16 protein-coding genes and 1 riboswitch are annotated in these 16,994 nt (G+C 49.9%); of the genes, 8 read left to right on the top strand and 8 right to left on the bottom strand.

The annotated features are described in order from the left end of the window. Positions 1 to 89 precede the first annotated feature (89 nt). Positions 90 to 172: riboswitch (cyclic di-GMP riboswitch) on the top strand. Between the two features lie 8 nt (positions 173 to 180). Continuing rightward, the gene (locus ACGHZ6_RS14320; RefSeq protein ID WP_390614657.1) at positions 181 to 642 is read left to right on the top strand and encodes a hypothetical protein; all 462 of its coding nucleotides are present in this window, start codon (positions 181 to 183) and stop codon (positions 640 to 642) included. Between the two features lie 7 nt (positions 643 to 649). Here ACGHZ6_RS14320 and ACGHZ6_RS14315 read toward each other — a convergent pair whose 3' ends face one another. Beyond that, positions 650 to 1,027 carry a winged helix-turn-helix domain-containing protein gene (locus tag ACGHZ6_RS14315; protein WP_390614656.1) on the bottom strand — a complete coding sequence of 126 codons (378 nt, stop codon included), beginning with the start codon at positions 1,025 to 1,027 and terminating at the stop codon, positions 650 to 652. A 5-nt stretch (positions 1,028 to 1,032) separates the two neighbouring features. Continuing rightward, the gene (locus ACGHZ6_RS14310) at positions 1,033 to 1,998 is read right to left on the bottom strand and encodes a DegV family protein (protein WP_390614655.1); all 966 of its coding nucleotides are present in this window, start codon (positions 1,996 to 1,998) and stop codon (positions 1,033 to 1,035) included. 257 nt (positions 1,999 to 2,255) lie between these two features. Here ACGHZ6_RS14310 and ACGHZ6_RS14305 point away from each other — a divergent pair, with 257 nt between their 5' ends. Continuing rightward, the gene (locus ACGHZ6_RS14305) at positions 2,256 to 2,513 is read left to right on the top strand and encodes a GNAT family N-acetyltransferase (RefSeq protein WP_390614654.1); all 258 of its coding nucleotides are present in this window, start codon (positions 2,256 to 2,258) and stop codon (positions 2,511 to 2,513) included. Between the two features lie 48 nt (positions 2,514 to 2,561). After that, complete coding sequence (locus ACGHZ6_RS14300; RefSeq protein WP_390614653.1) at positions 2,562 to 3,341, top strand: VOC family protein; 780 nt, start codon at positions 2,562 to 2,564, stop codon at positions 3,339 to 3,341. Positions 3,342 to 3,348: 7 nt separating this feature from the next. On the opposite strand, the gene ACGHZ6_RS14295 is transcribed toward ACGHZ6_RS14300, so the two are convergent. Further along, complete coding sequence (locus ACGHZ6_RS14295) at positions 3,349 to 3,924, bottom strand: TetR/AcrR family transcriptional regulator (protein ID WP_390614652.1); 576 nt, start codon at positions 3,922 to 3,924, stop codon at positions 3,349 to 3,351. Positions 3,925 to 4,117: 193 nt separating this feature from the next. Here ACGHZ6_RS14295 and ACGHZ6_RS14290 point away from each other — a divergent pair, with 193 nt between their 5' ends. Continuing rightward, positions 4,118 to 4,642 (top strand): HPP family protein, encoded by a 525-nt coding sequence (locus ACGHZ6_RS14290; protein ID WP_390614651.1) that lies wholly within the window; start codon positions 4,118 to 4,120, stop codon positions 4,640 to 4,642. An 86-nt stretch (positions 4,643 to 4,728) separates the two neighbouring features. On the opposite strand, the gene ACGHZ6_RS14285 is transcribed toward ACGHZ6_RS14290, so the two are convergent. From ACGHZ6_RS14285 to ppc, 3 genes are all read right to left on the bottom strand, one after another. Further along, entirely contained in the window at positions 4,729 to 5,697 is a 969-nt protein-coding gene (locus ACGHZ6_RS14285; RefSeq protein ID WP_390614650.1) for a sensor domain-containing diguanylate cyclase, read from the bottom strand. A gap of 119 nt (positions 5,698 to 5,816) precedes the next feature. Continuing rightward, positions 5,817 to 7,331 carry a PilT/PilU family type 4a pilus ATPase gene (locus ACGHZ6_RS14280; protein WP_390614649.1) on the bottom strand — a complete coding sequence of 505 codons (1,515 nt, stop codon included), beginning with the start codon at positions 7,329 to 7,331 and terminating at the stop codon, positions 5,817 to 5,819. An 87-nt stretch (positions 7,332 to 7,418) separates the two neighbouring features. Further along, positions 7,419 to 10,073: a phosphoenolpyruvate carboxylase gene (ppc, locus tag ACGHZ6_RS14275; RefSeq protein WP_390614648.1), complete on the bottom strand. Its 2,655-nt coding sequence runs from the start codon at positions 10,071 to 10,073 to the stop codon at positions 7,419 to 7,421. 116 nt (positions 10,074 to 10,189) lie between these two features. Here ppc and ACGHZ6_RS14270 point away from each other — a divergent pair, with 116 nt between their 5' ends. The 4 genes from ACGHZ6_RS14270 (at position 10,190) to ACGHZ6_RS14255 (ending at position 14,040) form a co-directional block, all read left to right on the top strand. After that, positions 10,190 to 10,663 carry an acyl-CoA thioesterase gene (locus tag ACGHZ6_RS14270; RefSeq protein WP_390614646.1) on the top strand — a complete coding sequence of 158 codons (474 nt, stop codon included), beginning with the start codon at positions 10,190 to 10,192 and terminating at the stop codon, positions 10,661 to 10,663. Between the two features lie 101 nt (positions 10,664 to 10,764). Further along, positions 10,765 to 11,715, top strand: coding sequence for a lipase family protein (locus ACGHZ6_RS14265; RefSeq protein WP_390614645.1), 951 nt, complete (start codon positions 10,765 to 10,767; stop codon positions 11,713 to 11,715). Between the two features lie 95 nt (positions 11,716 to 11,810). After that, positions 11,811 to 12,131: a DUF4156 domain-containing protein gene (locus tag ACGHZ6_RS14260; protein WP_390614644.1), complete on the top strand. Its 321-nt coding sequence runs from the start codon at positions 11,811 to 11,813 to the stop codon at positions 12,129 to 12,131. Between the two features lie 109 nt (positions 12,132 to 12,240). Next, the gene (locus ACGHZ6_RS14255; RefSeq protein WP_390614643.1) at positions 12,241 to 14,040 is read left to right on the top strand and encodes an ABCB family ABC transporter ATP-binding protein/permease; all 1,800 of its coding nucleotides are present in this window, start codon (positions 12,241 to 12,243) and stop codon (positions 14,038 to 14,040) included. Between the two features lie 8 nt (positions 14,041 to 14,048). On the opposite strand, the gene ACGHZ6_RS14250 is transcribed toward ACGHZ6_RS14255, so the two are convergent. Then, a complete protein-coding gene (locus ACGHZ6_RS14250; protein ID WP_390614642.1) occupies positions 14,049 to 14,633 on the bottom strand; it encodes a class GN sortase in 585 nt (194 codons plus the stop codon). Then, positions 14,623 to 16,902 (bottom strand): marine proteobacterial sortase target protein, encoded by a 2,280-nt coding sequence (locus tag ACGHZ6_RS14245; RefSeq protein WP_390614641.1) that lies wholly within the window; start codon positions 16,900 to 16,902, stop codon positions 14,623 to 14,625. Before ACGHZ6_RS14245 ends, ACGHZ6_RS14250 begins: the two co-directional genes overlap by 11 nt. Positions 16,903 to 16,994 lie beyond the last annotated feature (92 nt).

The raw sequence follows: 16,994 nt of genomic DNA, 5'->3' as shown, positions 1-16,994 counted from the left end.
TATGACCCAGGAGTCTATTTTGGATTTGACCCTTGCTTTCAGAATAAGGATAATTCTGTTTGTTTTTTGAACGTGTAGCTTGACATTGCTCCACGAAACGGCAAACCAGAAGTAATTCTGGGACGCAAAGCCAGTGCCCTCCAATGCGAGTGAGGGTCGAACGGTTACCGAAGGGACGGTATGAGTATATTGTTGTACCTCAAAAAGCTGCTGCTGTGGGGCGCGGGTATTAGCACGATTGTCGTGCCATCCTCGCTATTGACCCTATATCACAAAGATCCTTCCCTTTTTTCATTTGGCCAGTCTGATCAGGCTGCTGAACGTCATAATGTTCCCTTTGATTTGCTAGATGCGACGGCCGAGTGCAAGTTGGAAACCGAAGAGCGTTTAGGTGATGTGCTGCTACGCAGCCGGGTAGATTGGCACTCTTCGCGTTTCCAAAAAGATCGCAATATCTATGTTGTTAGCCTGCAGGCTGATATTGGTGATATCCACCGCTTTGAAGAGGCGAACGTCTACTGTTATATCAACCCGCGTACCGAACAAGTCAGCTACTTCAATGCCTACGACAGCGAGGGGAAATCCTATGTGTCCCGGGCAATCAGTTTTGACAGCGTGCTGAAAGCCTTTTCTCGCGACTAGCCAAGTATCAAGCGCAATGCAGTTCTACGGCTGTTACAGGTTGTGAAATCTGTAAAGAGGCAGGACTGCGGGGATTGGCTACGGCTGTAGATTGATATTTTATTTTCAGCGCTTCGGCAATATGCTTGAACTCCTGCTGTACCCAGCTCGGATCAATCGGCCCCCAGCTTAATAGCTGGTAGATACCGTCATTATTACGCTTTCCGGTTTTATGGAATTCGATGTCAATGCCGACATCCGCAAGTGCGTTCATACAATCCTGGATAGTACGACGTGGCATGCCAGTCGAGCGCTCAAGGGAGGGGACATTATGCTGGCCCTGATCAATTAACAGGGCCAGGTAGAGTTTGCGATAAAAGGCTAGCTTTTGTTTGCGGTAATTCATGGTACTTATATTTCCTGTAATGCTTCTTTCGTCTCATCCTTAAAGGCAAAGGCCAGGGAGAAGGACTTGGGCCCAACATTGACGGCAGCGGTGGTTGACATCATGGACAGCGTGACATTGATGCCTTTGCTTTTGGCGTACTCTGTGAATGCTTTGAGTGCCGGGTTCTCGGAAATTTCTTCCAGCAATCCGGCATAACTCATGACCAATGTGTCGGTGGCAAGGCCTTGGTCAATCTTGTCTTTGGCCAAAGCAAATAAATCTTCCAGAGCGCCTTGAAAGCCTTTGCTTTTTTTCACGGCTTGGGATTCGCCGCGATGCAGTTCAATAATCGGGTTAATATTCAGCGCTGAGGCCAGTTTAAAACTGAGCCAGCTAATTTTGTGATCACTCTTGCGCATATGACGGCGTTCGCGCATATAGGACAAGTCGTGAGGAATAATATAGCCATAGATATGGTCACGCAGATTATTGATCGTGGCGATGGCCTTGGACTGCTGCATGTTCTCTTTTTGCATAAGACGCACAAACTCATGCACTAACACTGCATGACCGCTGAACATGGTCAAACTATCGACCATACGCATACGGAAGGGCGCACGATCATTGGCGGCAGCCAATTTACGAAACTGAGGTTCGTTAATCAGCGCGGCTTCTGTCAGGCGGTTAAACACTTCGCTTTTTAAGCTGTTGATAGTGATAACGTTGACCCGGTCGTACTTGGGCAGCAGGCGATCTTCAATAATACGTGTGGCTTCGGTTACAGACAGCGGCTCTGATTGCGCTTTGCTGTAGCGGCTGCGGCTGTGATTGCGATAAAAGTTAATCATCGATTTGGTATCACGGGTATCGTGATAGGCACCATCTTTGTGGTGAATGTAAATCGGTAGAATTTCTATATTGTGTTTATTGATAAACTCTGGTGTTAAATCACACGATGAGTCTACTGCGAGTCCAATTCGAGATCCCATATTTGCCTCCCTAAATATTGGGTCCATATCCTATGTGTTATGTCCGTTGTCGTAGCTTTGTACGACTTAATTCATGCCTGGGTATTATTCCGACTGGGGCAGTGGCGTGCTAGACGCCAGAATCGTCAATGTTTGTGAGATATGGCTTACAAGATGTGCGTAATTGACTTTCAGGTCATTACTCAGACACAGGTTTGCGCTGAAAAGCGGTATAATCAGCTGCATCTTCAAACTATGCAGTGACAGGTGGTAAGGTTTTGTCTGATTTTGAGGTTCAGCATCAAACGGATGCCATGCGCTTTTTGGTGGATTACCGTGGTCAGCAAGCGGAGTTGACCTATAAGCTTGCCGGCCAAACTATCGATTTTGATCATACCTATGTGCCGTTTCGCCTGCGTGGCAAAGGCATTGCCGAAGTCCTGGTGGAAACCGGTTTAGCCTGGGCCAAGGCGCAGGGCTACGATATTAAAGCCAGCTGTTGGTATGTAGAAAAGTCACTGGTTCCGCAGTCCTAACCTGTACCCATTTATCTTTCCGTGATGTAACTATTTCGAGAACTTTCCATGATTGATGCTTTTAGTCGAATCCGTATTGCGGTGCCTGAATTACCCGAGGCGGTCGCAGCCTATCAAACACTGCTTTCACAAACGCCGGTGTGGCAGGGGGAGGTCATCTCTGAAGGCTGCCATATTGCTACCGCCTGGTTTGTTTTGGCTAATACCGTGTTGGAATTGTATGAAGCCCAGGGCTGTGAAAAAGCTTGCCTCACAGGGCTTGTATTACGTGCAAGCGAAGACGTTTCTCTGCCAGGTTTGGGAAAAGAGATTAGCCAGCACTATCGTAATCAGCAGCAATCCATTGTTGCACCGATTAGGCAGTTTAGCCCAGATTCATCCCGTGGTCTGGATCTGTTTATAGAGCAGGGAGAGCTTATCTCTGCCTTAATAGAATCTCGCCCCGATCAGGACTTACACAAGGTAGACCATGTAGTGCTTTACACCGCCGATGCGGATGCCTGTGTGCGCCTGTTTGGCGAGGAGGGCTTGGGTATTCGCCTGGCGCTGGATCAAACCGTACTGGAGTGGGGCGGTCGAATGCTGTTTTTCCGTACCGGCAAACTGACGCTGGAAGTGATTGCGCCGAACAAAGGCCTGGAGGGGAATGACTATTTCTGGGGCATTGCCTATCAGGTTGATGATATGGATAAGGTGCATAGCGGCCTGCAAGCGCAGGGCGTTGAGATGTCTGATATCCGCAAAGGGCGCAAGCCGGGTACCCGTGTGGCAACCTTAAAAAGCCACGACTTGCGTATTCCTACCTTGCTGGTCGAGCCTAGCCGCTAAGGTTGGGCTAGCTTGCGCCCTCGCATAGTGTAATAGCGGCATTGCGGGCCAGGTTTATTGAGTCTTTGTTGCCTGTTGTCTGTGCCACCACAATTGCGCCATCTATAAGCAGGCTGATCTGTTGAGCCAGATAATCCGGAGAGTTCAACTGCAGCGGTGTGATTAGCGCATGGATAATATTTTTCACGCTCAGCTTATGCGCCGTAGCGATTTGGTGTACCGGATCATTTAAATCGCTGAATTCCGCCGATGCGTTGATAAAGGTGCAACCGTAAAAACTGTCACCGCGAATCCACTCCTCAATACTGTCGAATAGGGCATGCACCACACCCAGTGGCTGCTGCTGATATTTCTCTGCCATCAGCCGTTCTACATTCTGCATTAGATTGTCATTAAATTGCTGATCACGTAATCGGAGCGTTGCCAGGATAAGCTCATCTTTTGAACTGAAGTGCTTGTAGAGAGTCATCTTGGCGACATTGGCCTCTGCCAGAATCTTGTCGATACCGGTCGCATGAAAGCCCTCGCGGCAAAAAAGTCCGAGAGCCACCTCAACCAGTTGATCTTTTTTGGATGTAGCCATTTCCTGCCCTGTCTTGTTTCGCTGGATCTATATAGACAGAATTGTACGTTTTATATTCGGTTTTCTCCAGTTTTCCACTACGAAAACATTATTAGGCTATAAATCTTTGTTCTAAAAAAGTATTTGCAGGGTGTACAGATCTGTATATTATGAGTTGCAATGTATACAGATCTGTATGTTTGTGTGAGTTTTTATGCAAGCTGCTATGGAGATTGCTATGACTGTTTTACTTTCCCCGGCAATGTCGGCCCTGATGGCAGGTGTGGGAGCTGGTTTGGCATCGGCACTGCTGTTGGATTGGCAAACGATGAATCTGGGCTTATTGATTGCCCCATTTGGCGCAACCTGTGTGTTGTTATTTGCAGCTCCCCAGAGTCCGTTTTCTCGTAAGCGCAATGTTATTGGGGGCTACTTATTGTGCGGACTTTCCGGATTGTTGGCTGCGGAGTTACCCCTGGAGGCTTTCAATGCTTCGATCGCCTTGGCTCTCGCCATTGCGTCAATGGTGTACTGCCAGGTTGTGCATCCACCGGCTGGGGCAATTCCTATCATCATGACTCAATTTCAGCCTGACTGGACCTACGTTGTATTTCCTGTGTTGACAGGTGCCTTGTTATTACTGGCCAGTTCACACCTTTTTAACGGGCTAAAAACCAAGAGCCTTTCTGTTGTATCACAAAGCATGTCCCATAAAGGAGACAATAATGAAACTCTATGATTTCCCCTTATCCGGTAATGCCTACAAGGCTCGTTTGTTGATGAGCTTGGCGGATATTAATTTCCAGCGGCAGCATGTCGACTTGGCTAAGGGGTAGCTTTGCGTTGATGTTTGTTGGCGTACATAAGTTTGTCGACTTCATCGAGCATACGATCAAGGCGTGAAATCTGCTGATTGCTGTAAAAACGAAAGCCAATACTGGCTTCAGCGGCATGACCGTGGGTTGCTGATGCTTCAGGAGATTGAATACGTTCTACTAGAGTGGCCAGTTCATCTTCAGTATCGACCAGCACCAGTACGGCAAATTCGTCGCCACCAATGCGTGCACTTAAATCAGTTTCTCGCAGTACAGTCTTTAGTCGGTTACTGAATTCAGTAATAGCTTGATCACCCACGCGGTGGCCGTAGTTATCGTTGATGAATTTCAGGTTATCCAGATCGCAGTAGATAAGTCCCAGGTGTTTGTTATAGCGGCGGGCAAAATGCAGCAGGCTTTCTCCCAGTGTCATAAAACCGCGACGGTTATAGCTGTGGGTCAGGCTATCACGTAATGACAGGTCTTCGACCTTTTTGTATTGATCAACCAGCACCAAGTCCTGTTCCACCATATCGCGGAATTGGCCGATTAATTCTTTATAGGGGCCTTTATAGTGAGTGATATCAAAATCCATCACGCAGATAGTGCCGAAAGCTGAGCCATCGGGCCAGTGTAGTGGCATACCAAAATAGGAGTTAAAGCCGTCTTCACTGACTTCCGGATTGGTTTGCCATTCTTCTAGCTGGGTAGCATTTTTTACGTAAAGAGGTTTGTTTTCGGCAACTACTCGGCGACAGAAGAGATTGGTTTCGCTGGGGATAACGCCGTCACCGGCAGGGTAGGGATTTAGCTCTGATTCGTTGGCGATAACGACTTGGTAACCTTTGGATGTATATTGGACGACAAAACCAGCAGGCGCTTCGTAAATGTCGGCCATCAGGTTGACCATGGTTTGCCACTTCTTCAGTGATGGTGCTAGGTGTTCTGACTCAAGAACCCAATCATTCGGGTCAAACATCGGTACCTCCGAGTCGGACTTATTGAACTTGTTATTGGCAGTCCGTCCGCCGATAGTACTACGATCGTCACCTCTGTCAACATGTTGTAGGGGGCGACAAGTAAAAAATGTCGCTTATATTACTGGTTGCTAATACCGGCAAAAGGCAGGGAGGCGAACAGGTGTGCCATTTCGATATCCAGCTCCTGTTGTTCGGGCAAAGCCTGACCGGTAGGGCGGGCTATGGTCATATACCAAAGCGTGTCGCCTGATTCTACTTCCTTAACTTTCACAGCAAGACCTGTTTCAGTACTGGGAGGCTGTTCCTGGTCATTTTCTGGCTGCAGGTTAATGTCGTGTTGATGCCGTAAACCATAGGCGTATTTCAGTAGCAAATCCGGCTGCTCGTTGGTGAGCTGATAACCTCGTTCTTTAACTGACTGTTGAATGGCATGGTCTAGCAAGGCTGACATTTCAGGGCGACGTTCGCTGGTTTTTTTCTTGGCGCTGATGTGCAGGGTGTTATAGCGACTAAAATCAGCACCGGGTTTGATCCAGTATTTTTCCTGGCGGTGATTTTCCTGATGATTTTTTTTGCGTTGGTATTGAAAGCGCAGCCCCAGATCGATGCGGGAATCCGCCATCCGTAAACCTTCTTTATGCGTGATGCGTTTGTTGTGAATGAGTTGGTAGATCGCATCATCAAAGGTTTGGCAAACGCTGTTACTGCCGGAACCCATCGCTTCTTTAATTGCGTCGGTTTCCGCTTTTTCAATCAGCCGGGATATTTGTGGCGTGTTGATCAGAATCTCAACGGCAGGGGTGCGTTGCTTATCAATCGTTGTGACTAAGCGCTGGGCAACAATCGCCTGTAAATGTTGGGCGAGTTCTCGGCGTTTTTGTGATCGGCTATCGGCGGGAAATAAATTCAAAAAGCGCTCAATGGCCTGGTTAGCATTATTGGCGTGTAGGGTAGATAAACACAGGTGGCCGGTTTCAGCGTAACGCAGTGTTTGCTTAGCGGTGTCCTCATCGCGAATTTCACCAATCATAATGACATCGGGAGCTTCGCGCAGGGCGTGTTTTAGCGCTTCATCATAACTGTGGGTATCAATTCCCACTTCCCTCTGGCTGATCAGTGACCGATTGTGGTGATGGGTAAATTCAATCGGGTCCTCAACAGTGAGAATATGGCCTGCCTGGTGGCTGTTACGGTAGTCGAGCATGGCGGCCAAACTGGTGGATTTGCCACTACCGGCGGTTCCCACGACCAGAATCAGGCCGCGTTCTTCCATGGCCAGATCGTGAAAAACTTCCGGCAGCCCCAGTTCATTAATGGAAGGGATCTGGTCCTTGATATAGCGTACCACCATCGCGGGGTAGCCTTTTTGCCTGTAAATATTAAGCCGGAAGCGGCCAATGTCGGGAAAGTCCAGGCTTACATCCAGCTCCAGTAAGCTTTCAAAGTCATAACGCTGCTGTTCGGAGAGGGCCGAGAAAATAATGTGGCTAACGCGGCTGCCTTCAAGACTGGGTCCCTGTAGGGGGTGTAGTTGGCCTGCCACTTTTATAGACGGCGGGGCGCCCGCCGTCAGGTAAAGATCGGACGCATCTCTGGCGACCATGGTGGATAAGAGGCCCGTAAGCTCGTTCACAGTGACTTCCATGCTTCTGGTATGAAATGCGTAAGTATGTAAACAGCTTAGCAGACGGGCCACAAAGCGGGATTTAGCCCGCTTTGCTTAGCCGGTATTACGCAGTCCTGCGGCAATACCGGCAATAGAAACCATCAATGCTTGTTCCAGTAACTGAGTTTGGCCGTCTTGCTGCTGACGCAAGCGCCGCATCAATTCCACCTGGGTAATATGCAGTGGATCGATATAGGGATTACGCACATCAATCGAGAATCGCAGCATAGGGATGTCTTGCAGCAAAGGTTGGCCAGTGATGGTTTCGATAACGTCGTGGGCCTGCTGGAAGCCCTGTTGCAGTTCGCTGCCCAGGGATTCCGCATTGCTTGATGTTAACAGTCGCTTTTCATAATAGCTGGCGACCTTGGCATCGGCTTTGGCGATCACCATCTCTTGCATATCCATCAGCATGCGGAAGAAATTCCACTGCTTATGCATATCCTGCAGAGTATCGAGTTTGCCGGCATCCAGCTGTTGGGCCAGAGCCTTGCCGGTGCCTAACCAGGCGGGCAGCATCAGGCGCATTTGTGTCCAGGCAAATACCCAGGGGATAGCGCGCAGGCTTTCTACGCCGCCACTGGCTCGGCGTTTCGCTGGTCGGCTGCCAAGGGCCAGGCGGCTAAGCTCCTGTTCTGGTGTTACGGTGCGGAAGTAATCGACAAAGCGATCATCGTGATGGACGATACGGCGATATTCCTCAACGGATTCGTCGGCCAAGGTTTGCATCATATCGCGCCAGCTTTGCTGCGGTTTTTCTACCGGTGCCAATGTGGCTTCCAGTGTAGCGGCGGTGTACAGCTCAAGGTTACGCATTGCCAATTCTTTTAAGGCGAACTTAAACTGAATCATTTCACCTTGTTCGGTCACCCGCACTGAGCCTTTGATGGTACCCGGAGGTTGCGATAGCAGGGCTTCGTGTGCCGGGCCACCGCCACGGCTTACAGAGCCCCCGCGACCATGGAAGAGGGTAAGTTTTACACCGACTTTTTCACACACCTGACACAGGGACTCCTGCGCCCGGTATTGCGCCCAGGAGGCGGCAAAGAAACCGGCATCTTTAGCGGAATCGGAGTAACCAATCATCACTTCCTGATGGCCATTAATATCCTCGCGGTACCAGTCATTCGCCAGTAGTTGTTCAATACTGGCCGCGGCCCCTTCCAGGTCAGAGAGGGTTTCAAACAGCGGGGCAATGCGTTGCGGTGTTTGGCAACCGGCTTCTTGCTGTAACAAACGCACCGCTAAAATATCCGATGGCGAAGTGGCCATGGAAATAATATAGGCACCCAATGCTGAAGCCGGTTGTTGAGCCAGAACAGCAAAGGTGTCCAACACTTCCTGGGCCTCGTCGGAGGCAGGGAAATGCTTCGGAATTAATGGGCGGCGGTTTTGTAGTTCGCGAACCAGAAAGGCCTGCTTTTCCTGTTCCGGCCATTCACTGTAGGGTTTGTCTTCATGGCGAATGCCAAGGTATTCGGTGATCTCATTAATAACATCGCGGTGGCGGGTGGATTCCTGACGAATATCCAGCTTGGTCAGTGTCAAACCAAAACAGGCAACCCGGCGCAAAATAGTTTCCAGGCTACCGCGGGCGACGGCTTCCATACCGCAGTCCAGCAGGGATTGATAAATTAACTGCAGCGGTTCCAACAGCTCTTCATCATTCAGGTAAATCGGCTCGTCAAAACTGTCACCGTCTAAGCGGGCCTCGGCCCAGGCGCGGGTGTTTTGTAATTTCTGTCGTACTTCACGCAATAATTCCCGGTAGGGCTCGCTGTGGTTGCCTACACGCTGACGCAGGGCATCGTTGCAAACGCCGATGGATAAATCTTCTCGCAATTCGTGAATATCGCGCAAAAATAAATCGGCAGCTTCCCAGCGTGCCAGGGTTAATACTTCATCGGTGACTTTAGCGGTGACATTGGGGTTACCGTCGCGGTCACCGCCCATCCAGGAGGCGAAGCGAATAGGTGCTACATCCAACGGTAAGCGTTCACCGGTTAATTCCTGCAGTTGATCGTCCAGGGTGCGTAAGAATTCCGGCAGGGCGTGCCATAGAGTGCTCTCTATGGTGGCAAAGCCCCATTTGGCTTCATCGACAGGCGTAGGTTTATGGCGACGGATTTCATCGGTTTGCCACCCGGCAATAATACGGCGGCGTAAACGATCCAGTTGCGACTGGCGTTCACGCGGTGTTAAATCCGGGCGATCAAGCTGCTCCAGAATAAAGCTGATATCGTCATACTTGCGCAGCAGGGTACGGCGTGTCACTTCGGTCGGATGTGCCGTTAATACCAGTTCGGTTTGCAGTTGCGCGACGGTATTAGCGATATGTTTGGGATCGTGTCCTGCTTTTAACAGACGGGGGATCAATTCCTGAATTGAGCCTTCCTGGGCGGCAGCTTCGGTATCGCGTTGGTGATCCTTGCGGCGTCTTACCCGGTGATGCTGTTCAGCGATATTGGCGTAGTTGAGAAAATGGGTAAACGCTCGAGCGACAGGTACCAGATCGGAGTCGGGCAGTTCGCTCATTATATCCAGCAGTGGTTGCCAATCGCCATCATTGCGCGCTTCTTTTGCCAGGGTGCGAATCTTCTCTACGGTATTGAGGAGGGATTCATCCACCTGATCACGCAGAGTGTCGCCGAGTAAATCACCTAGCAGGCGCACATCTTCACGCAGTGGCATATGTAAATCGTTGGTCATGGCTGTATTCCTTACTGCTGATATCGCCGTTACATTACCCCAGAATGGCTATAAAGACACCTTCTATATCTTGATCTAACGCATTGATAGAGATGGTTTTTTCTCTAGGCTATCCTATGACTAAAGACTGTAATGAGGAAGCTTCAGTGTCTAGAGAACATCAAACAGAAATGACCGTTCTGGTAACACCCGATATGAGTAACTTCGGCGGCAATATGCATGGCGGCGAGTTGTTAAAACTGTTGGATAAGGTCGCGTATACCTGTGCCATCCGCTATTGCGGTAAATATGTGGTGACCCTGTCGGTTGATAAGGTGCTGTTTAAGGATGCCGTGGCGATTGGTGAGCTGATTTATTTGAAGGCGGCGGTTAACTATACGGGCCGTACGTCGATGGAGGTTGGTATTCAGGTTACGGCGGAAAACCTGGGTGAGGCATCGGTACGCCATACCAATTCCTGCTATTTCACCATGGTGGCGGTGGATGATGATGGTAAACCAACGCCCATCACGCCGTTGGTTCCACAAACTGATGTGGAAAAACGGCGCTGGAAGGATGCCGAACGCCGTCGATCACAAAAAGAAAAGTAAAACTTGTCGCCTAAATCACTATTTTGACACCTGCGTCTCTGGCCGGTGGGGGGATTTTTTTACATCCTCTTGGTTCTCACAGGATCTAAAGGAATAGTGTTATGGCTGGATTTGACCAACAGCAGGCCGGTGTCTTAATGACCCTGGCCAGTATTGCCTATGCTGATAGTAGCGGCTCTCTCCCTAAAGTCCGCAATGCCATTATGGCCGAGCTGGCAAAACCTCACTATGCAACACAGGGTCAATGGCAACTGGTGTGGGGCCCGGTGATAGAGGGGGAGGGTGATAATCTGATGTATGTCGCGCGGCGGGATAATCAGTACGCCATCGTCTTGCGGGGCACTGTCGGGGACTTGGGGAGCTTTTGGGAGGATGTGCCCACCGGTCAGGTCGCATTCTCGTATGCCGGCCCAGAGGCGAAGGTGTCCAGTCATTTTGACGACGCGTTGCAAGCGCTGCTGAAGGGGGCTGATCATGAATCAGGGCAGCGCCTGAGTGTATTTCTTGCCCAGACGCTGCACGCAAACAGTGAACTTTTCGTCACCGGCCACAGTCAGGGCGGCGGTTTAACACCTATGCTGGTTGCCTGGGCGCTGAGTGAGCGAACGGTATGGCCGCAGGCAACCCAGGTAAATTGCCAGGGGTATGCCTTTGCGCCTCCCACCTCGGGAAATACTGATTTCGCCCGCTGGATCGCTGCACACGCGATCTCATATCAGGTGATTAACCCCTTAGACGTTGTGCCCTGTGGTTACGCGGCTATCGATAGTGTGATCAGTAAGCATATTCCCGACAAGGTGCCGTTTGAATACAAGTTGTTGATTGAAGGTGCTGCTGATCTGGCTGCTGATGTCGGTGAGTGGGAGCAGCCCCAGCAGCAGGTGATGCTGCAGAAGATTCAATTGCCTGACAGCATCAGTTATCTGCATCAGGTCTTGGATCAGCACAATCACAACAGTTACCAATGGCTGTTAGGGTCACCACAAACCGATATAGGCGACCCATCCAATCTGCCCGAGTACGCTAAAACCGAAGCGGCGATAACTGACTAGATTTTGATCGGTTGGCCATGTGTAGTTTCTATCGTTTAAGATATTGTCCGTTTAAGATACCGTCTTGGTTAGATCGACTCAAAATGGAGTAGTTTATGTCGCGCTTGATTTCCGGCCTGAGTGTTGCCGCATTAATGTTGGCCGCCTCAGGCTGTACCTGGGTACAACTGTCCGCTGATGCTGAAGATGTTGAATTGGTTAAACAGACAGATATCAGTGAATGCCAGAAAATTGGTACCACCACCTCTACTGTAGTAAGTAAGTTCGGTTTCTATAATCGCGATAAGGAAAAAGTGGGCGAAGAACTGCTTAACCTCGCACGCAACGAAGCCTTCAATATGGGCGGCAATACTGTTGTTGCGGCCAGCGCTATCACCGAAGGCAGCCAGCGCTTTACTGTTTATCAGTGTCCATAAGGGTTTCCTTCCCTGGCACACTCGTCATTCCCGCGAAAGCGAGAGTATTGGGCAACCATTCTCATCGAATCCACGTTTAGTTCGGATAGTTATTTACTTAGGGTAGGACATGCGCAGTTTAAGAACCCAGGATGTTGCCTTTAATGAGGTTAACTGGAAGTCACTTAAAAGCCTGATTCCCTATCTAATGGAATTTCGCCTGCGCCTGGGGCTGGCTTTACTCTGTCTGGTCGGCGCAAAGGTAGCCAGCGTTGGCCTGCCGTTTATTCTTAAATATATCGTCGACGACCTGGATCAAACTTCTGAGCTGGGTAGCCTGTTGGCGATTCCGCTCGGCTTACTTCTGGCCTACGGCACTGTGCGCTTTGCCAATGTGCTGTTTGGCGAGCTGCGCGATACCCTGTTTGGCCGCATTACCGAGCGGGCCATGCGCCGCATTGGCTTGAAGGTGTTTAAACACCTGCATTCACTGGATTTAGCTTTTCACCTTAACCGTCGCACCGGCGGACTCTCCCGCGATATTGAGCGTGGCACCAACGGCATCAGCTTTTTGATGCGTTTTATGGTGTTCAATATTGTGCCGACCCTGCTGGAAATCGCCATGGTCATCGGCGTGTTGTTGTGGAATTACCAGGTTTGGTATGCAGTGATTGTTGGTGTCGCAGTGGTGATTTATGTTGGATATTCGGTGGTTGCTACTGAATGGCGTACCCGTTTTGTGCGCATGGCCAACAAAGCTGAGTCCGCTAGTAGTACCCGTGCCGTTGACAGCCTGCTCAATTACGAAACCGTTAAATACTTTAATAACGAAAACTACGAAGCTACTCACTACGATACAGAGCTGGCAGCTTGGGAAAAAGCCCGTCGCCAAAACCGTTTGTCCCTGTTTGCCTTAAACGGTGGGCAGGCTTTTGTGATTTCGGCATCCATGACCGCGGCTATGGTATTGGCTGCACTCGATGTGCGTGACGGTGTTATGACCATGGGTGATTTTGTCCTTATTAACGCCTTTATGATGCAAATCTTTATGCCGCTGAATTTCCTGGGTTTTGTCTATCGGGAAATCAAAGGCTCCATGGCTAATATTGAAAGCATGTTCGGCCTATTAAACCAGACGCCGAAAATTGTTGATAAGCAAGGCGCAGACACCCTAAATGCCACGGGTGGGGAAATCCAGTTTGACGTTGTTGATTTTTCCTACCATAAAGAGCGCCCCATATTATCTGCCGTGTCTTTTGCTGTACCGGCCAAACAAAAGGTGGCCATTGTGGGCTCAAGCGGGGCCGGTAAATCAACTCTGCTAAAGCTGCTATTTCGTTTTTACGATGTCACTGGCGGTCGGGTGCTGATCGACGGGCAGGATATCCGTGATGTCAGCCAGGATTCCCTGCGCGCCATTATCGGTGTAGTGCCGCAGGATACCGTACTGTTTAACACCACCATCTTCGATAATGTCCGTTATGGCCGTATTGAATCCAGCGATGAAGACGTATGGCAAGCGATTAAACTTGCCCATCTCGATGAGTTTATTCAGCAGCTGCCAGAGAAAGAAAATACCTTGGTTGGCGAGCGCGGTCTAAAACTCTCCGGCGGTGAAAAACAGCGCGTCGCCATTGCCCGAGCCATCCTAAAGCGACCAAAAATCATGGTGTTTGACGAGGCTACTTCGTCTTTGGATAGCCAGTCTGAGCAGATGATTCTTGAAGCCATGCGCGAAGTTTCCCGCGAGCAAACCTGTGTGGTGGTGGCGCACCGTCTATCTACTATTGTAGATGCAGATTTGATTGTGGTGCTGGAAAAAGGTCGAGTGGTGGAGCAGGGCGCCCACACGGCACTTCTGGCTAGTGGTGGGCGTTATGCGCAGTTGTGGGAGATGCAGCAGAAGGAAGAAGGTTCTTCGGTTAACTAAATTTTCAGCTAAGGTAAAGTTGCTTTTACGACAAACCGTAAAGGACCTCCTGCACTGATTGCGTTAAACGGAAAGCAAGTTATTAGCAGCAATTCATTGCTGTCGGTCTGAATAAACAATGGCTCGGTTTCACTGTTTTTAATTTCAGTATTGCTAATACGGTACTCCTGCCAGTTCCCCTGCGAATTCTGAATGTTAATCATGTCACCCACCTGAATGTCCGCCAAAAACGCAAAATGCGTATCCCTGTGCCCACCAATGATGCTGGTTCCCGGATTGCTATGAGAGGCGGGTAAGGCGGTACCTTGCATATGCCCAGGCCCGAAGGCCAGGGCGCTGCCATCGGCACCTTCCAGTACATAGAGATCGATATTGTGGGCTGGAACCTGCATTCGGGCTACAGGCCAGGTGTCAGCCCAAGGCCAAGGGGCCTTGGGCTGTTGGCTGTCTTGTTGAGAGCGCAGGGTGGATTGCCAGGCATCGGCTATCAGGTATTGGGCCAGTTGGGCCTTGGCGTAAATCCAGCCTGCCTGGCCCCATTGCCAAAGGGTGAAAGCAAGTAGCAACCCGCTTAGCAGTGTTTTAGTGTTCATGATTGTTTCCCGCTAATGCGCCTGTGCGACGTAGCATCAGTAGTCCCAGTGCGGCAAATAAACCTAACAACATATTCAATGGTGCTGAGGTTGCGGTCTTTGGGTAGGCGACTTGCTGGCTTGTTGGACGTTTTAAGGCCTGTGGTTTTAGAGTCTGGGGTTGCGGCTTCTGTCCTTTGGCTACCAGGTTGGGGATAGCATTAGAGTCCAGTTGGGCTTCGGCTGGGCGACTTATCTTTTCTTCTACTGCCACCAGGCTGGTATAGGGAGAGACCAGTTGATGGTGTAATGCAAGATCCAATACTTGATCGCGAACAATTTGAGGATCCTTGCCGCGCACTTTTTCATCGAGTAACGCACCGATTTTTTTGCGCGCCCAAAGTTTAGCAATGCCTTTTTGTTGTTGGTCATGTCGCTCGATTGAGGAGTTTTGTGGTTGCAATTGTAGACTGCGTTGCCAGGTTTTACCGGCTACCTGACCACTGATATTGACGCGAACGTCCTTAGCGACTGGGTTGTCAAAGCGGCTGTGCAGTACCAGCGGTTCACCTAAATAGAGATCCGGTAATTGTTTGGGCCAGGTGTCTACCTGCATATTATCGGGCCATTCAACTTTCAGGTTACTGAGTACCGGGCTTTCCAGTTTGCGAAATAGCTGATCCATCTTGCTGGCAACTTCATCGACCTTGCCAATATGGGTAAAGGTGCCGCGGCCAAACTCGGCGGCCTTGCGCATAAAGTAGCTGTTGGGGGCAGAACCTATACCGACGGTAAATAAACGGGATTGCGCCAGGTGTTGATCAATTAATGCAAACAGGGCGGTTTCATTACCTACGCTACCATCGGTTATAAATACGATTTGTTTTAAAAAGTTTTCTGTAACGGGCGTAGTTAAGGCTGCCTGCAGGGCTGGTGTCATTTCCGTGCCGCCATTAGCTTGCAGACGATGAACAAAGTTCTTGGCCTGCTGAATATTCGCGGCGGTTGCCATTTGCGGCGTCGCAAATAATTGTGTGTGGCGGGAGTTAAATTCGATCACATTAAACTGGTCATGCGCCTGTAGTCGGCCCAGTGCCAGTTGCAGGCTTTTTTTGGCTTGCACAATAGAGGTACCTTGCATGGAACCGGATGTATCGATAATAAACGTTACCTGGCGGGGCAGTTGTCCTGCCTGGCTTTCCATATAAGGCGGCAGCAACATCAGCATGGCATAATCTTCTTTAGTTTTTTCTGCCTGTAGTCGCTCCTGAAATACCGCGGCGGCAGGTGCTTGCTCGGTAACCGGGCGCCAGTGCAAGGCAAAGTCACGATCCATGGCAACGGTGGCGGTGCGTGTGCTGATACGGTGTTGGCCCTGTTGTTTTTTGATAGCGATATCGTGGTATGGGCTATTGATATCGGCCAGTGGTAATCCTGCATCGAGCACCACATCGAGTTGCATATTGTGACTTGACGATGATTTGGTTGCTTGCATAAAAGGGGTAATACGGTGAGCGTCCGCTACCTGATCGCTCGGCAGTGACCAGCCCCAACCAGATGTCGTCGTGGTGTAATGTACATCCTGCTCAAGATCTACCACAGACGCTTGAGTCAATTGTGGGCTGCCAGGGATATAGCGTGGTGTTAATGTCATCGGAAAACGTAAACTAAACTCGCCCTGATCGTAGGTCACTGCATGTTGGTAGTGCAGGGTCACTTTGATGGTTTCACCGGGGGCAATATTGGCAACCGATTGGGTAAACATATTGGGTCGTTGCTGTTCCATCAATGCGGCTTTTTTACCCTGTTGTTTGGCCTGGGTGTAAATACGTTTAGCTTCCTGCTTTTCCTTGATCTTGCCAATGATACGGCGCTCGCCAATCAGCACTTCCATATAACTCACGGCGGCCTGTTCCTGCAGAGGAAAGACGTAAATGGCTTCCTGCCAGTCGGAAGTCGTATTTTTGAAGTCCTGCTCGAGGGCAATGGTGGCAACCATGCCGGTCACCTTGATTGAAGCGCGACTATTTAGATGCAGGGCTTGGAGGTGTTGCCCTTGCTCATCTCGAAACAGTAACTGCCCGGCTTTGGCATCGTTAAGGTTCACGACCTGAAGATTCGTCTCAGCTGCGCCTTCCAGCAGTTGAGCGCGGGCAGTCTCACTGATACCTATGGCAAAAAATACCACCAGCACAGCCAGTAGAATTTTCCATAGATGAAATTTAGGTTTTGGCTCGGGAAAATCCTCTTTTAGAATAAGATTTTTGTCGATGCGACGGCGATTAAACATGGCGGTATCCCTGTCAGTTAATGAGTGATACTCATCATTTAACGAAAGGAATAGGGCCAAATTGGGGGGCTAAAATGGAGGGGAAGTGATCA

Source organism: Maricurvus nonylphenolicus (assembly GCF_042854845.1).
In the GTDB taxonomy this organism is placed as follows: Bacteria; Pseudomonadota; Gammaproteobacteria; order Pseudomonadales; family Cellvibrionaceae; genus Maricurvus; species Maricurvus nonylphenolicus.
The sequence above is the reverse complement of the archived record's forward strand: the minus strand, read 5'-3'. Positions and strand labels throughout refer to the sequence as shown.

Bases quoted from the DNA above. Each gene is read 5' to 3' on its own strand.
- ACGHZ6_RS14255 (WP_390614643.1), top strand. From the start codon at position 12,241: ATGCGCAGTTTAAGAACCCAGGATGTTGCCTTTAATGAGGTTAACTGG.
- ACGHZ6_RS14310 (WP_390614655.1), bottom strand. From the start codon at position 1,998: ATGGGATCTCGAATTGGACTCGCAGTAGACTCATCGTGTGATTTAACA.
- ACGHZ6_RS14270 (WP_390614646.1), top strand. From the start codon at position 10,190: ATGACTAAAGACTGTAATGAGGAAGCTTCAGTGTCTAGAGAACATCAA.
- ACGHZ6_RS14285 (WP_390614650.1), bottom strand. From the start codon at position 5,697: ATGTTTGACCCGAATGATTGGGTTCTTGAGTCAGAACACCTAGCACCA.
- ACGHZ6_RS14260 (WP_390614644.1), top strand. From the start codon at position 11,811: ATGTCGCGCTTGATTTCCGGCCTGAGTGTTGCCGCATTAATGTTGGCC.
- ACGHZ6_RS14320 (WP_390614657.1), top strand. From the start codon at position 181: ATGAGTATATTGTTGTACCTCAAAAAGCTGCTGCTGTGGGGCGCGGGT.
- ACGHZ6_RS14295 (WP_390614652.1), bottom strand. From the start codon at position 3,924: ATGGCTACATCCAAAAAAGATCAACTGGTTGAGGTGGCTCTCGGACTT.
- ACGHZ6_RS14250 (WP_390614642.1), bottom strand. From the start codon at position 14,633: ATGAACACTAAAACACTGCTAAGCGGGTTGCTACTTGCTTTCACCCTT.
- ACGHZ6_RS14265 (WP_390614645.1), top strand. From the start codon at position 10,765: ATGGCTGGATTTGACCAACAGCAGGCCGGTGTCTTAATGACCCTGGCC.
- ACGHZ6_RS14315 (WP_390614656.1), bottom strand. From the start codon at position 1,027: ATGAATTACCGCAAACAAAAGCTAGCCTTTTATCGCAAACTCTACCTG.
- ACGHZ6_RS14290 (WP_390614651.1), top strand. From the start codon at position 4,118: ATGCAAGCTGCTATGGAGATTGCTATGACTGTTTTACTTTCCCCGGCA.
- ACGHZ6_RS14245 (WP_390614641.1), bottom strand. From the start codon at position 16,902: ATGTTTAATCGCCGTCGCATCGACAAAAATCTTATTCTAAAAGAGGAT.
- ppc (WP_390614648.1), bottom strand. From the start codon at position 10,073: ATGACCAACGATTTACATATGCCACTGCGTGAAGATGTGCGCCTGCTA.
- ACGHZ6_RS14300 (WP_390614653.1), top strand. From the start codon at position 2,562: ATGATTGATGCTTTTAGTCGAATCCGTATTGCGGTGCCTGAATTACCC.